Raw genomic sequence first — 14,703 nt, 5'->3', positions numbered from 1 at the left:
TCAGATTGCGAACTCGGGCCGGATGCCGCTTTTGAGGGGCAGGCCCAGGATCTCGCGCGCCTCCGCCGGCGTGGCGGGCTCCATGTCCATTTCGCGGATGACGCGCACGACGCGCTCGGTCAGCTGGACGTTGGTGGCCAGTTCGCCGTGGCGGTAGTACAGGTTGTCCTCCAGGCCGACCCGTGCATGGCCGCCCAGCAGCAGGGCTGCGATGTTGGCCTCCAGCTGCGCGGGACCGATGCCGCTGACGCAGAAGATGCTGTTCCTGGGCAGCAAATCCACCATCATCTGCAAATGCCGCACCGAGAACGGCATGGCATTCTGGAAGTTGCGGTGCACGTTCATGACCAGATTGATGAAATGCGGCCCTTCGTCCAGTCCTTCCTCGATCAGCGTCGTGGCGTCCTGCAGGATGTGAGTGGGGCTGAAGACCTCCCATTCTGGCTTGATGCCGCGCGCCTGCATGCCGGCGGCCAGTTCGCGGGCCTTGGTGAGCGGCGTGTTCATCAGGTATTCGCGATCGCCGAACGCGAGGTTCAAGGTCGTGGCGTCCAGCGTGCACATCTCGGCGCCGGCGTCCATGCCCTTGAGCCGTTCTTCCCACAGGATCTCCCACGTTCCCGGAGAGGTTTCCTTGACCATGTCGCCATGCACGCCGCCGCCGGTGGAGTTGTTCAGCACGATGTCGCAGCGGTCGCGGATGAGCCGGTTCATCTGCCGGTACACCGACGCGTCGCAGGTCGCCTGGTCGTCGGGACGGCGCGCATGCAGCGCCACCACGCTGGCGCCTGCGTTATAGCAGCGGTACACGTCTTCCGCGATTTCCAGCGGCTGCGTGGGCAGGTGCGGGTTCTGGCTTTTGAATGCCATGCCCCCGGTCGGGGCGATGGTCACGATGACTTTACGTTTGCTCATGAGGTTCACTTCCAGAGCGCGCAGCGGCTCTCTTCCTTGGTGGTGAAGGCCTGGTTGCCGTCGATGGTCTGCACGACGTTGAAGTAGTCCCAGGGTTCCTTGGACTGTTCCGGCGTCTTGACCTGCAGCAAGTACATGTCGTGCACGACACGCCCGTCCGGCCGGACCACGCCGTTCTTGATATAGACGTCGTTCAGCTTGTTTTCGCGCAGATAGGCCAGCACGCGGTCGGCGTCATCCGTGCCCGTGGCCTTGACCGCGCGCAGGTATTGCAGCGCCGCGGAGTAGTCGGCCGCCTGCAGCGAGGATGGCATCGCCTTGCGCTTTTCAAAGAAGGCGCGGGCCCAGGCGCGGGTCTCGTCCGACGCGTTCCAGTACCAGCTGTCCGTCAGGTACATGCCTTGCGAAGCCGGCAGCCCCATGGCGTGGATATCGTTGATGAACATGATCAGGCCGGCCAGGCGCATGGTCTTGGTGATGCCGAATTCATTGGCGGCCTTGATCGAGTTGGTGGCGTCCGCGCCGGCGTTCGCCAGGGCCAGGATCTCGGCCTTGCTGCTTTGCGCCTGCAACAGGAACGAAGAAAAGTCGCTGGCCGACAGCGGATGCTTGACCGATCCCACCACCGTGCCGCCGCCGGCCTGGACCACCTTGGTCGTGTCCGCCTGCAGCGCATGACCGAAGGCATAGTCCGCGGTCAGGAAGTACCAGCTCTTGCCGCCTGCCTTGACCACCGCCGCCCCGGTGCCGCGCGCCTGCGCCACGGTATCGTAGGCATAGTTCAAGGTGTAAGGCGTGCACTGCTCGTTGGTCAGCGCCGGAGCGCCCGCGCCCACCACGATGATGGGCCGCTTCTTGTCGGCCGCGACCTTGGACATGGCCAGCGCCGTGCTGGAATTGGTGCCGCCGATCAGCATGTCCAGACCCGCCTGGTCGAACCATTCGCGCGCCTTGGCCGAGGCGATGTCCGCCTTGTTCTGGTGGTCGGCGGTCAGCAGCTCAATCTTCTTGCCGTTGATTTCGCCGCCCATCTCCTGGATCGCCATCTTGATGGCCTCGGCGCCACCGGGACCATCCGGCCCCGAGTACACGCCCGACATGTCGGTGATGAAGCCGATTCGAATAACATCGTCTGAAATCTGCGCCTGGGCCGCAGGGGCGTGCAGCAGCGACACGGCCAGGCCGCAGGCCAGGGCGCCGCGGGACATCATGCCTTGCATGGGCAACATGCTTGTCTCCTCTTGTGGGTTTTGGCGTTTGGAACCTCGACTATTCTGGTGCCGGCCCAAGACAGCGGACAGTCATCATGGCGACAAAGCACCCTAGGGTTTACCTGAGCGGTATCACAACGGCTACGAAGGAGGCACACATGCGCGAACGGATGGCCGACGCCGGCAACGAACCCTTGAACGCACGGCGGCGGCGCGCGCAAAGCGCGGTGGACAAGATGCTCGACGTCGTCCCTTGGTACAAGGGCCTGCCGGAGCTCGAACGCGACCTGATCCGCGCGGAATTGCGTGTCGTGTCGCTGGACGCGGGTGAATTCCTGTTCCGCGCGGGCAATCGGTCGCCCGGGTGGTATGGCGTGGTGCAGGGGCTGGTGAAATGGTCGTCGCCCGGCGCCGACGGCAAGTCGCTTTCGCTCGCAGGATTCAGCACCGGCAGCTGGTTCGGCGAAGCCACCATGATCCGCCGCGAACGGTTTGAATACGAGGTGGTCGCGCTCAGGCCCAGCCTGATCGTGATATTGCCGCGCGAGACCTGCGAGCGCCTCTGGAACCACAACATCGAATTCACCAAGGCGCTGATGATGCACCTGGCGCAGCGCGTGGACTGGCTGATGAGCAGCTTCACGTCCAACGTGCTGCTCGACGTCGACACGACGGTCGCGCGCGCCGTCGCCGCGCAGCTCAACGCGGAACGGCATTCGGGCACAAATGGACGCCTGAAGGTATCCCAGGAGGAAATCGCAGGCCTGTGCGGCATTTCACGGCAACGCTGCAATGCCGCGCTTGCGAGACTGGCCCGCGCGGGCGTGCTGGAAACCTACTATGGCGGACTGGCCATCCTCGATGCGGACGAGCTGCACAGGCTGGCCAAGGTCAACAAGGGCGCCTAAATATCGGCTACATCGCGCAGCCGTACGCCGGAAAAGTTGGCCGCACTCAATGCATCAAACATCGCGCGGTCGCAGATGGGAGGCGCTCCCATGCGATCCTGGCGGAAGATATGGGCATCTCCCACAATATCCTGCTTGAACACCAAGCTGGCTCCGCCGACGAGGCTATAACGTTTCTCGTCCTCGCCGATCTGATAATTGGGGTCGAGCTTGATCCTCACGCGAGAAGAGGCTTCATCCAGGGCATCGAGTCTGCGCAGCACATTGCCTAGGTAGTACCGAGGGGCGGGGCTGCCGTCAGCAAGGCTGAAGTCGCATGCCACAAATGCAAACGCCTCGGCGTCCAACTGCTCAAACAGTTGCTTCAACGGCTCCGACACAATCCATATGCCAGCGAGCTCTTCCAGATCGCGTGGCATTCCTCCCTTCTCCGGCACATGAACCAGGCGGGGACGCTCCGGATACTGATCCGGCATTCCATTAGGACGCGAGACGACATTCATCCCCGGATCGATCAGCTTCTCTTCGTTGACGATTTCGATGCCGGGAACCCTGCCGTTTCCCAAGAAGCTGGCGTCTATCAGGAAAAATTCGCCCTTATGAGATGCGGCTTCGGCTGAAACTTCAATGGCGGTCGGTTCGGTCACGGTGGCTTCCATCATGGATGCGGGGGGCAGAACGGAAATGCTTTGAGCCGATGCTAGCGGGGCTTTGGCGCAGCCACAAGTTCCGTCGACGTGGTCTTCGGCAGGCTGATACTGGGAAATGCCGCCAACCTACTCCAAAGTTCATGACACGCTCTAGGAAGCCTGGCGTCACCTCTATCAGAAAAGATGCCGATCTGAACAGAAATTCTGTCTTTTCGCCTGACGGGGACAACTCTATAGTGGCCGCGGAAAAAACAACACGCCGCTTATCCGCACCGAGGAATCCCCCATGAAAGCCCCGTCCACGCCCTCTGTCTCGCTTCTGGAACCCTATGTCGGCACAGAAGACCTGCCCCTGTACACAACCACCGTCTCCGTGACCGGCGGCGCCTCCGGACACGGCAGATCGTCGGGCCGCGCGATCTCCAACGACGGCGAACTGGAACTCGAACTCAGGCTACCCAAGGAACTGGGCGGCAACGGCGGCGGCACCAATCCCGAGCAATTGTTCGCGGCTGGGTTCGCCGCATGCTTTCATGGCGCCATGAGGCTGGTTGCTCTCAAGAACCGTGTCCCGCTGCCCGCGGATTTCGCCGTGCACTGCACCACCACCTTCGCGCGCGAAGCGTTCGACGGCCTGTTCTGCATCAAGGCCCGGCTGGAGATTTCCCTGCCGGGGATCGCCAAGGACCTGGCCCTGGCGCTGGTCCACGAGACCGAATCGATCTGCCCGTATTCGAAGATGGCCGATCAGGGAATCGCGTCGTCGGTGCATCTGAGCTGAAGGCCCGACGGCGATTGCCTGAACGGGATCAGAGACGCCACTGGCAGCGATCCCGTCATTGATCTTGGATTTTCCGCGGATTCGTCGCATATGCTGCGGCCGCAAGCGCTGCACAACAGCCCAGCAACACATCCAGCCTTTGCCCCAGTCCGCCAAGCACCAGCGCAGCCCCCAGCAGGTTGTAGTAGATCAGGCTAAGAACCGCGCCGGCAGTGCCTGCGGCGTGGGCATAAGCGCGCAAAACATGGGCCAGAATATTGGGAATCGCAATCGCATAGGCTGCGGAAATCAGCGCCATGCCGATGAGAAAAGCGGGCCCCTCCATAAGCGCGGCAACCAGCGTCGCGCCCAGCGCCAGCAGAACGATGCCCAACAGCACCAGGCGTTCAGACCAGCATCCACGCCTCAGCAAGGCCGTGTTCAGGAACGCCCCGCATAGCGACGCCGCGGCCAACGCCAGGCCGCTTTCGCCGAAGCCAATCCAGGAATCCTGCAACCTGGCAAAAAGGAAGGGACCTAGCTGGTAATACCCGAAGATCGCGGCATTGAAGATAGCTATCAGCGCCGCGCTGCGCCAGATTTCCCGGTCTTGCAGCATGGCACGCAGCGTCGCCCAGAAGGGTGGCGCCGCGCGCGGTTCTGGCCGGGTCTCGGGCCAGCGGCACGCGCTGGCGCCGAGCAGCGCGACGGCAAGCATGGCGAGCGCGAGAAAGACGCCCCGGACCCCGCCCGCGGCCGCGATCTCTTGCCCGGCGTACATTCCCACCGCAGGACTCACGGCCAGTGCCATCCCCAGCATGGAGAAGACGCGCGCCAGCTCCAGGCTCTGATAGCTATCCCGCAGGGCTGTCTGCGTTACGATGGAGCCCACGGCCGCGCCAAAGGCGGCGATCAACCTGGCCGCAAGCAGCTGCGTGAAATCGCCCGCCGCCATCGCCCAGCCCGCGCCCAGCGCGTATAGCGCCAGCCCAGCCAGCAGCGCCGGCCTGCGGCCCCACAGATCGCACAGGCGGCCCCAGGCCACCACGCCAAAGGCAAAGGCCACGAACCAGAGCGACAACGTCTGCGCCGCGTCCTCGGGCGCGGCCTGATAGGCCGCTGCGATCAGCGGCAAGGCGGGGCTGTATATCGTCTCGACGATCTGCGGAAAACTCAGCAGCAGAATGACTAGCGGCAGAGGTGGACGGCGGAACATGGCGGCATCGGTAAACAGAGAGCCCGTTTTTTAGCCGGACGCCGCCATCGCCGTTGTAGCTCGGCAGACAATAAATATCGGAACCCGGACAAATGGCCAGGCTTGCACCCACCGACGCGTTCAACCCCGACACCATGGCGCAGCCGGTGACGGGCATTGCGTCGCGCCTGATACGGCACGACTCCGGGCTGCACAGCCACGGCCGGGGCCAACTGCTCTTTGCCCATGCGGGCTCCATCCGTCTCGCAATGCCAGGGCAGATCGCCGTGCTGCCTCCCATCCGCGTGGCGTGGATTCCGCCCGGCACCGAGCACCGCGTCCTGATCCGCGGCGAAGTCGAATACCGCTCGATCTATCTGGACACCGCGCGTCTCGCGGCGCCCGCGGCCGCTGTCGCCATACTTTCGATGACCCCGCTCTTGCGCGAGGTGTTCGAACGCATCAGCCTGGAACCCTTCGACACCGATTGGACCCAGGGCGCGCCGCGCAACCTGCTGGCCGTCTGCATGGACGAATTGCGCGCGGCAAGGCGGGAACCCATGCTGTTGCCCGTACCCACGGACCGCCGCCTGGCCGGCCTGGACCTGGAGGAACTGCCGCCCGAACTGGAAGCCCTGTCGCAACGTGTCGGCGCGAGCGCGCGCACCATCACCCGGATATTCCAACGCGAGACCGGCATGAGTTATCAGGCCTGGCGGCAGCTCTGGCGCCTGCTGCGCGCGGTGGATCTGCTGGCCTGCGGCCGCAGCGTGACCTCGATCGCGTTCGATCTCGGCTTCGCCAGCGACAGCGCATTCATCGCCTACTTTCGGCAGATGACGGGCGAGACGCCGGGACGGTATGTGCTCAGCGAGCCATGAGTTGCGGCAGTCGCCGCGCCTCGAAGCTACGCAGCGAGCCTGTCCGCCGCGGCCTGCAAGCCGTCCAGGATGCTGTCCGCCAGCGCCTGCGGAAATCCTTGCGGCAATCTGGCGCGGACCTCGCGCACGGCCTCTGGCGTACGCGCGATCAAGTCGTCCAAGACGAATTGGACTCCCTGGCCGTCCGGCGCCACGACGCCGTGACGCGCGCCCACCGTCAGCCAGTGGCGCCGCTGGATGTCGCGCATGCGCCAATGCGGGTTCTTCGAACGCACGGCCATCGCCATCTTCGCGCGGACGGCCGAGAGCTTGCCTGGCCCTTCGCCCAGGATCGGATAGGCGGACAACACGTCGTATAGCGGCGTAAGTTCGTAGGCCCCGCCGGGCCGCAGGAACAGGCTGAAGTTCTTCGCGTGGCCGTCCGTTGCGCACAGCATCCAGAACAGGACCTGAGCCTGGAAGAACGTCCGCCGGTCATGCTCCGAGCGACGCGAGGTTTCGAGCAGACTCATGATGCGGTCCATGCCAGGCCCGCCATCCGCCTCGTACTTCAGGTGCGGCGGGGTGCCGGTGGCCTGGCACATGTCTTCCTGCGGCAGGCGGATGAGACTACGGGTTCCGGCTACGCCGTCCCGCCAGCGGCGGTCGAAACGTTCCACCGCAAGCACCTTCATGCCTTCGAAGTTCAGTACTTCCGTGCGCGCCACGGGCATGCCGTAGGCAGCCAGGATCTCCGAACACAGCCATTCGTTTTCCACCGATTCGCTCAGGTCGAACTTCATATTGCCGACCAGCCCCAATGGCAACTTGAGGATGTGAGTCGTCGGCGTGGCGCCTTGGGGCAAGCACCATTGTCCGTCCATCCGCAGCAAGGCGGTCTTCTCTTGCGCGCCTGCGATGGAAATGCGGAAATCGTCCTCAGCGATGTCCAGGCCGCCAAGAGGCGCCGGCGCCAGAACGCTGCGCAACAGCTGCGCCACCTGGGCATCGTTCAAGGGCGAGGCTTGCACCAACGTCACGTCTGCAGGCGCTGTTCCGGCGGGCAGGATCTGCAAGGCGCCCGCGCAATCGCGGCCGATCTCGGCAAGCAGGGCGAACGCGTCGGACGAGCCTGCCCGGAACCGGCGCGCAACCCGTTCGCGGATTTCCTTGCTGTCGGGCAGCAGGTTTTCGAAGTATGCGCGGACGACGTCGCCGCGATGCGGGCCATTGCCCGGCGTGAAGGGCAGGGACAGCGACAATGGCCTGCCCGGCGCGGAGGCGACCCAGTCCTTGTCGTACTGCAGGACCTCGCCGGCGTGGGGTCGATTGCTCCACTCTCCGACATAGGTGCCATTCATCCATAGACCCAGGACCTGCGTATGTGAACGCCGCCCCATGGCTTTACCAGCTGGGTTTGGATGTTGTTTCGGGTCCCGGCTGCGCGCCTCGCTGGCGCAGGACCATTTCGACCCCCAGGATGCTCAACAGCTGCAGCAGCCGGTCGGCGCTGACCTTATCGGCATTGCGCTCCAGGGCGGACAAGGTCTGCTGGGTAACCCCAAGGCGCAAGGCCGTCGCCGCCTGGGTCAGGCCGGCTTCTTTGCGGAACCCCCGGAGCAGGGCCGGTAATTGTGTCGCGGTGCGTACGGTGAAATCCATAATACAAGTCTCACGCTGTATTTCAGATATACAAAGTCTAGACTGTTAATCTGAAATACACAATGCGGTTGTGATTTTTCACAAATTTTGATTTGTATTTTTTAAATACAAACCATAGCTTGTATTTCACGAGCGGCGCCAAGCTTCGACCCGCATGGTCCGGCTCCGCTCCTGCGAACGGCGGGACTACCGCCCGCGTGAGCCCTCGCAATCCGAACCGATCCTGGACGCCGGCAACGGCGTATCGCCGCCCGTATTCCCCGCGAACTTACGGATCTTCTCCGCCAGCTCCGGCGTGGGTTTTTCGTAGCCGTAGCAATAAGGCGGCGTCGGCGCGGACTCGGCCCGGTAATCCTGCAGCACCGGTTTGGCATCGCCCAGATACAGATTGTCCTTCAGGCGCAGGAAGGCCTTGTAGTCCCGGGTATAACCATGCTGGGATTTCAGCTTCTCATAGGCGTCGCGATCGGACTCGCCGTTTTCCAGCGCACTGCGCTTGGCGGCGATGGGAATGTAGTGGCAGTAATTCACATTGATTCCTTCCACCGTCGGAAAGAATTCGGGCTCCACGCATTTGCGTTGCGTGGAATTCTTGAAGATATTGCCTTCGACCAGCGCCCGGGCTTCCAGGCTGAAACTCATGCCGTAGAAGTCCCAGTCTTCCAGCAGATTGTTGAAGAGATGGAAGGTGCCGAACTGCGCCCGGGGATTGCGCTGCACGGTGTTGAGGAAATAATTGTGATGCAGCGTCACGCGCGCGATCGAATCGCGGTCGTAGTTTGCGTAAAGGTTCTTCGACGTGATGTTGTTGAGCAGCATGACCTTGTTCGAATTGTGGAACTTGGTCCATGAGATCGTGACGTCGGTCGAGCCGTTCTTGACGTTCAGCAGCCGGTCCGACATGCGTGAAAGGTCCATGTGGTCGACCCATACGTCGCGGCTGTTGTTGGCCACGTTCACGGCTTGCGTCAGCCGCGACAAGCGCCCGTCTATCGTCAGATGCGTGAGGATGACGTTGCTGCTGCCGTACACGCCCAGCCCGTCGTCTATCAGGGTGACGCGCTTGCCGCGTCCGTCTATCGTCGTATTGGACGGCACGCGCAGCTGCTTATCCAGGACGATGGTCATGTCGGAGGCGAAGCGTATCCAGGTCGGTCCTTTCTTCGCCTGCGCCAGCGCGGCGCGCAGTGTTCCAGGACCCGAGTCCTGGTCGGATGTAACGTCGATGAACTTGCCGCCCAGGCCTCCCGTGGCCCGGGCGCCGTAGCCTTCGCGCTGCTGCAGCAGCGCCGCGATGGACGGGCAATGCTCGTCCGGACTGGCGCACGCTTCGTCGGCCGCGGCCGCCCCGCCGTACAGCATGGCCAGGGCGAGCAGCCAACGCGCGGAATTCATTGCAGCCTTCATCGACGCTTGCTCCTATTGCTGATCGGACCGGTCCGCGGCCGTGACGTGGCGCCAGATGCCTCCGCTCAGGCGCAGGTTCTCCGGCGGGCCGGCCAGATGCTCCCTGAGCCGTTCGAAATAGGCCTGCTGCCAGCGCAAGGAATACGCATCGGCGTCCTCCCCGGGCTGGGCAGCGGGCAGCATCTCCAGCGTATAGGCGACGTGGCCGTTCTCCCAGCGCGGCGCGTAGAACACCGAGGGCACCCCCATGCGATGCGCCAGATGGGACGCGAAGCTGGAGTACGTCACGTCCTGCCCTTCGAAGGTGGTGCGCGGCGCCGCCGGATTGGCCGCGCCGTCTATCGCCAGGCACAGCACATAGCCCGAGGTCAGCGCGCGCATGCAGGCCTTGGCGACCTGCGCCTCGGTCTGGTCCGCGGTGGAGATCAAGGCGGCGGAATAGCTGCTCTGCGCAATGCTGGGCGCGGTCGCCAGCCAGCGCGACGGGATGCCCACCAGTTCCAGCGCCATCAACCCCGCATACATGGGGCCTACGTGCGCCGTGGCGACCACCACGCCCTTGCCCCCCGCCAGCAGCGGCGCAAAGAAGCGCTCGCCGGTATCCAGTTCGCCCAACACCTGCATGGCCTCTTCGACGCTCTCTTCGCGGCACTCAAGCCAGTCGAACAGCAGATGGTCCACCAGATGGCCCCAGCGCGCACGGCGTTCCCACTGCGCGCGGTCGATGCTGGTGTCGCCGCGCATCGACCAGGCCCAGTCCAGGCGCGCCTGCGGTATCGGGGCAGTGTGCAGCCGTTCCTCCAGCTGCGCCATGGCTTCCTGGAAGGTCGCCGGCAGCCGCTGGCCGCGTTGCGCCACGTACTGGCCAAATAGCGCCTCGGCCTCCTGCTTGCGCCCGGCCTGGGACAGCGCGCTGATGGCCGCACGCTGCCAGAGCTGCTTTTCGGGCGACTTCTCCAGCAGATGCATCATCTGGTCGGCCGCGGCATCGTATTGCAGCGTGTAGCGCAGCGCGCGCGCATAGAAGGCCCGCGTCTGCTCCAGATCCGGCGCCAGGTCTATGGCCTGCTTCAGCGGCGTCAGCGCTTCCTTGTAGCGTCCCGCGCGCAGCAGGGTCTCGCCATGCAGCGTCAGCAGCCTCACGTCATCGGGCGCCGCGCCCAAGCCGGCCTCGAAGTGCGCCAGGGCATGCACCTTGCGGTCCTCTTCGTTGCCGCGCCGCAAGTGCGCCAGGCCCAGGGATGAGCGCAGGACCGCGCAATCGTGGCCCGCGGCCAAGGCCGCGCCGCCGAACCGGATCGCCGCCTCGACCCGGCCGTCTTCCAGCAGGGCGCGCACCGCCATCGTCGCCACGCGCTCGTTGGGCAGTTCACGCGGGTCCAGAGCCATTGCCATGCCGGCCGCCTCGGCGGCATCGCCGTTGCGCACGAAGGCCATCAGCCAGGGATAGGCCTCGCCAGGCTCGTTCTCCGCCAGGCTCCTGGTCGCGCGGGCGACCTCGGCGGCCTCGGCCGCGCGGCCGGCCTGCACGCGCAACTGGATGCGCGCCGCGTGCAGCGCCGCGGTGTCCGGCTCGATGCCGGCGGCGGCGTCCGCTTCGGCGATGGCGCGGTCCCATTGCTCGGTGCGCCCGAAAAGGCTGGCGAGCAGGCGGCGCTCGTCGGCGCGCGCGGGATAGACCGCAACCATGATTTCCAGCGCGGCGATCGCGGGGACGAGCTTGCCCTCCCGCACCAAGGGAGAAACCAGCAAGCGGCGCGCATCGCGCCATCCGTCCGCGGCCCGCCGCAGCGCCGGCTCCAGCATGGGCATGCCGTTCAGCGGTTCGGCCGAGGCATGAATCTGCTTGATCACGTCACGCAAGCGCGCCGTGGCATCAATACCGGCGGGACGATCCGCAATTGCCATATCAACCATGACGCAACCCCCTCAACAAAGCCATCGCCACGCGCGCGATGAACATCAGCACAAAGCCCAGCGCCAGCGCCTGCAGCAGCAGGATTCCCGTGCGCGGACTGCTTGGACGGTCCGTGGGCACCGGTTGCGCGATGATGGACAGGTAACGCTGCAGGCGCAGCGTGTCCGTCATGGCCTGCTGGTAGGTCTGCTGCGCCAGGGTCAGGTTCGAATCCGCGAACACCTGGGCATTCCTCAGCGCTTCGTAGGACTTGAGCTGCTTCGCTTCCGTATTGCCGCCGCCGCTCAGGCGCTGGCGCACCGCCGCTATCCGTTTTTTCAGGGAAGTCACCTGCATCTCGGCGGGCCGCAGCATGAAATGGTCCTTGTTGCCCAGCGCGCGGATCTTGTCGAGATTGATCTGCGCGGTGTTGAGCTCCCCTTCCAGCTGGCTGGAAAGGTTCAGCAGCATCGTCACCGTGGCCGTGGGATCGATATTGCCGTGGGTGGTCCGCCACGCGGTCAAAGTCTCGCGGGCGGCAAGCGCCTTTTGCTCGGCGAGCTTCACCGCTTCCTCGCTCACTTTCAGTTTGTCCGCGACGCCCTTTTCATTCATGGAGCTGACGAAATTCTCGGCCAGCTCGATGAGCGCCTTGGACAGCATCGCGGCGTCCTCCGACGAGAATGCGCTCACGCGCAGCACGTCGATCTGCTCCAGCGCGTTGAAAGAGACCTTGACCGCGGCCTGGTAGGCACGGAAGAGATCGTCCTCGCTGGAATCCTCGGCAAGGTGGTTCATCGGATCCATGCCCGAGCGGATCAGGTACTGGCGCAGGCCGACCTTCCTGTCGAGCTGCTGCATGGCATCCCGCGACTTGAGAAAATCAGCGACCGCCCATCCGTCCACGAAGCCGCCCAGCATGCCGCCCGCGTTGCCCGTGGTCAGGAGGCTGGCCGCCGCGCCACCGCCGCCTTGCTGGCCGGAGGCCGACTGCACGAAGAAGCGCGACTCGGCCTCGTAGCGCGGCGTGGCAAACAGCGACACATAGATCAGGGCGCACACCACCGGCGCCAACACCATGAGCGTGTTGATCCAGCGGTGGCGGCGCCGCTCGCGCAGCGCCGATTGGCGCTCGCGGCGGCGGCGTTCGATTTCGGACCTGCCCTCAGAGGCCGATTCCGCCCTCATCGAAGCCGCCTCCGAAGACGTCGTCGCCTGTGCCGGATTCGCTCCTTGAGCGTCGCGGGGGATACCTGCGGATGCACTGGTCGAGGTCGTCTTCGATGCTGAGCGCGCTTCGTTCATAAATCAAACCCTTGAAGCAATAGTCCGCCAACTGATTCTGGCGGTAACTGGAAAGAATGAGTGTCCGGCCAACCAGCCGCTCTTCGAAAAGAGCCAGCCAGAGGCGGGTGAAACGGCAAGGCTCGAAGGGGATGGCCCCTTCGATCACATAGACGTCGAATGCCGGCGCGAGCGCCAGCGCAAAGGAGAACTCCTGCCGCGCGTATAGCGGCCAGTGCTCCATGGGCTTGGCCAGGGTCCTGGGATCGCTGACCAGGTCGGCGACAAGTTCATGCGTGGCATCGGCGTCGATCTCGTACATCTCGCTGACGAAGTCGATCATGCTCAGGCCGTTTGCCTTGCCGCGGATGAAGCCCTGCCGGCCTATGGCCCAAGACACGTTGCCGTCGTGCTTGACGAAGCCCTGGCGCGGCGGCCGCAGGCCGCACAGCACATCGACGATCTGGCGATGCAGTTCCGGCGCGGGCGACAGCAAGGCATAGCGCCCGACCGGGATATCGAGATCAACATTGGAAAGCAGCGCCTGCCTGCTTCCGAATGCATACGGCTCGTCAGTGACGCCATTGAAATGGATCATCTACTTGCCTCACATCGGCTGGACATTGGGACGAGCCAGACGCTCGGCCGCCAATGCAAGCACCATCAGGAAAACCAAAGAGGTCAGGAAATACCCCAAGCTCGCATCGTGCGAGGTGTAGGCCTCGAAATAGGCCGATCGCAGCAGCTGCATGCCATGCGCCAGCGGCAGCCACAGCATCCAGGGACGCAGGTTCTCAGGCAGCTGCTCCGATACAAAGAACACGGCCGCGAATATCTGCAGAAAGCGTTCAATGATCGGCGCCAGCCTGAGAAAGAAATGCCAGTAGGTCGCGATCGATCCGAACAGCACGCCCAACGCAACTCCGAAACACCCCATCAGCACCACGTAAAGCAGAAAACCCGGCCAACTCTTCGGCAGCGTGATGAGCTCCAATGCGTGGCCTGCGCTAATCAGCACCAGGAACACCACCAGATACACCGACACGTAGATGAACGCCTGCACCAACGCGCACATCAACGGCGTGACACCCTGGAAGTTCAGCAAACCCCGCGCCGAAACATAGGCCGTGCTGCTGCGGAAGACAATCTGGCGAAACATGATCCAGGTCGTGGCGCCAAGCAGGGAAAACGTCTGCACATCCATGCCCATGATGTAGTGCGTGCCCATCAGGATGTACAGCGACGAGATCAACGTCAGCAGCACAACCGGACCCACCAGCGCCCACACCAGCGCGATCCGGCTCTCGCCATGCATTACGCGCAGCTGGTAGATGAACATCGCCAACAGCGTGCGCCCGACCGGCCGGAACTTCACCGAATGGCTCGGATCATGCCCCTCATGCAGGCCCTGCAGGCGATCCCGAAGTATCGCGAGGTCACCGGCCTCGTCCTGCGACACTTCCACTTCCAGCGCGATGTCGTTGCGCGAGGCGTGGCGGCGCGCTTCGCGCGCCTCGTCCTGCTTTCTGCGATCCACGCGTCGCGCATGCGCCGCGGCCAGGCGCTCGTCCTCCGCCACCAGCTTGGCCGGCATGTAGCCGGGCGCGAACACCTCGACGCCATCGCGGATGTCCATTTCCAGCAGGCGCACGATGACGCGCAGGCGCCGCCGCGAAAAATCGGCCAGCGTCTCGTCGACGGCGCTGCGCGTGATCTCCGCATCCAGCTCCGCCTGCACCGCCTCGTAGACCGCCCGCCGCGCAGCCACGGAATCGTGCGGCTCGCCCTGCAAGCGCGCGACCAGAGGCTTGAGCAGGACGGCCGGCGGGGCCTTTGCTTCAAACAATGCCGCCGGATCCAGGCGCCAGGCCGCGACGCCGGATCCCACTGAGTAGCTACTGTCCTTACGGCGCGACCGCCAGCCCTTGATTCTGTCCTCGTTGCTCATCGACAC

General features: G+C 64.2%; 14 protein-coding genes. 3 read left to right on the top strand and 11 right to left on the bottom strand.

Annotated elements, in window-relative coordinates:
• A complete protein-coding gene (locus BRO63_RS33240) occupies positions 1 to 915 on the bottom strand; it encodes a 3-keto-5-aminohexanoate cleavage protein (RefSeq protein WP_088143759.1) in 915 nt (304 codons plus the stop codon).
• Positions 916 to 920: 5 nt separating this feature from the next.
• The gene (locus BRO63_RS33235; RefSeq protein WP_373557811.1) at positions 921 to 2,144 is read right to left on the bottom strand and encodes an ABC transporter substrate-binding protein; all 1,224 of its coding nucleotides are present in this window, start codon (positions 2,142 to 2,144) and stop codon (positions 921 to 923) included.
• A gap of 140 nt (positions 2,145 to 2,284) precedes the next feature.
• Between BRO63_RS33235 and BRO63_RS33230 the strand changes: the two genes are divergently transcribed.
• Positions 2,285 to 3,034 carry a Crp/Fnr family transcriptional regulator gene (locus BRO63_RS33230; protein WP_256942826.1) on the top strand — a complete coding sequence of 250 codons (750 nt, stop codon included), beginning with the start codon at positions 2,285 to 2,287 and terminating at the stop codon, positions 3,032 to 3,034.
• Here BRO63_RS33230 and BRO63_RS33225 read toward each other — a convergent pair.
• Complete coding sequence (locus tag BRO63_RS33225) at positions 3,031 to 3,681, bottom strand: DUF1629 domain-containing protein (protein WP_256943457.1); 651 nt, start codon at positions 3,679 to 3,681, stop codon at positions 3,031 to 3,033. The two genes, BRO63_RS33230 and BRO63_RS33225, sit on opposite strands and share 4 nt — an antisense overlap.
• A gap of 289 nt (positions 3,682 to 3,970) precedes the next feature.
• On the opposite strand from BRO63_RS33225, the gene BRO63_RS33220 reads away from it, so the two are divergent.
• Complete coding sequence (locus BRO63_RS33220) at positions 3,971 to 4,465, top strand: Ohr family peroxiredoxin (protein WP_179215276.1); 495 nt, start codon at positions 3,971 to 3,973, stop codon at positions 4,463 to 4,465.
• A gap of 55 nt (positions 4,466 to 4,520) precedes the next feature.
• On the opposite strand, the gene BRO63_RS33215 is transcribed toward BRO63_RS33220, so the two are convergent.
• Positions 4,521 to 5,660: an MFS transporter gene (locus BRO63_RS33215; protein WP_088143757.1), complete on the bottom strand. Its 1,140-nt coding sequence runs from the start codon at positions 5,658 to 5,660 to the stop codon at positions 4,521 to 4,523.
• 92 nt (positions 5,661 to 5,752) lie between these two features.
• Between BRO63_RS33215 and BRO63_RS33210 the strand changes: the two genes are divergently transcribed.
• Positions 5,753 to 6,520, top strand: a complete 768-nt coding sequence (locus BRO63_RS33210) for an AraC family transcriptional regulator (RefSeq protein ID WP_088143756.1) — start codon at positions 5,753 to 5,755, stop codon at positions 6,518 to 6,520.
• A gap of 26 nt (positions 6,521 to 6,546) precedes the next feature.
• On the opposite strand, the gene BRO63_RS33205 is transcribed toward BRO63_RS33210, so the two are convergent.
• From BRO63_RS33205 to BRO63_RS33175, 7 genes are all read right to left on the bottom strand, one after another.
• A complete protein-coding gene (locus tag BRO63_RS33205) occupies positions 6,547 to 7,899 on the bottom strand; it encodes a type II toxin-antitoxin system HipA family toxin (RefSeq protein ID WP_088143755.1) in 1,353 nt (450 codons plus the stop codon).
• A gap of 4 nt (positions 7,900 to 7,903) precedes the next feature.
• Positions 7,904 to 8,164: a helix-turn-helix domain-containing protein gene (locus BRO63_RS33200; RefSeq protein ID WP_088143754.1), complete on the bottom strand. Its 261-nt coding sequence runs from the start codon at positions 8,162 to 8,164 to the stop codon at positions 7,904 to 7,906.
• Between the two features lie 183 nt (positions 8,165 to 8,347).
• Entirely contained in the window at positions 8,348 to 9,568 is a 1,221-nt protein-coding gene (locus BRO63_RS33195; protein ID WP_088143753.1) for a pectate lyase family protein, read from the bottom strand.
• A gap of 12 nt (positions 9,569 to 9,580) precedes the next feature.
• Positions 9,581 to 11,485, bottom strand: a complete 1,905-nt coding sequence (locus tag BRO63_RS33190) for a Vi polysaccharide transport protein VexE (protein WP_088143752.1) — start codon at positions 11,483 to 11,485, stop codon at positions 9,581 to 9,583.
• The gene (locus BRO63_RS33185; protein WP_143218542.1) at positions 11,478 to 12,653 is read right to left on the bottom strand and encodes a sugar ABC transporter; all 1,176 of its coding nucleotides are present in this window, start codon (positions 12,651 to 12,653) and stop codon (positions 11,478 to 11,480) included. The genes BRO63_RS33190 and BRO63_RS33185 overlap by 8 nt, the downstream gene beginning before the upstream one ends.
• Positions 12,631 to 13,347, bottom strand: a complete 717-nt coding sequence (locus tag BRO63_RS33180; RefSeq protein WP_088143751.1) for an ATPase — start codon at positions 13,345 to 13,347, stop codon at positions 12,631 to 12,633. The genes BRO63_RS33185 and BRO63_RS33180 overlap by 23 nt, the downstream gene beginning before the upstream one ends.
• A gap of 9 nt (positions 13,348 to 13,356) precedes the next feature.
• Positions 13,357 to 14,697, bottom strand: coding sequence for an ABC transporter permease (locus BRO63_RS33175; protein ID WP_088143750.1), 1,341 nt, complete (start codon positions 14,695 to 14,697; stop codon positions 13,357 to 13,359).
• Between the last annotated feature and the right edge of the window lie 6 nt (positions 14,698 to 14,703).

This window comes from Achromobacter xylosoxidans, from assembly GCF_002192695.1.
GTDB classification, from domain to species: Bacteria; Pseudomonadota; Gammaproteobacteria; order Burkholderiales; family Burkholderiaceae_B; genus Achromobacter; species Achromobacter xylosoxidans_C.
Note: the sequence above shows the minus strand (reverse complement) of the source record. Positions and strands in the feature narration are given on the sequence as shown.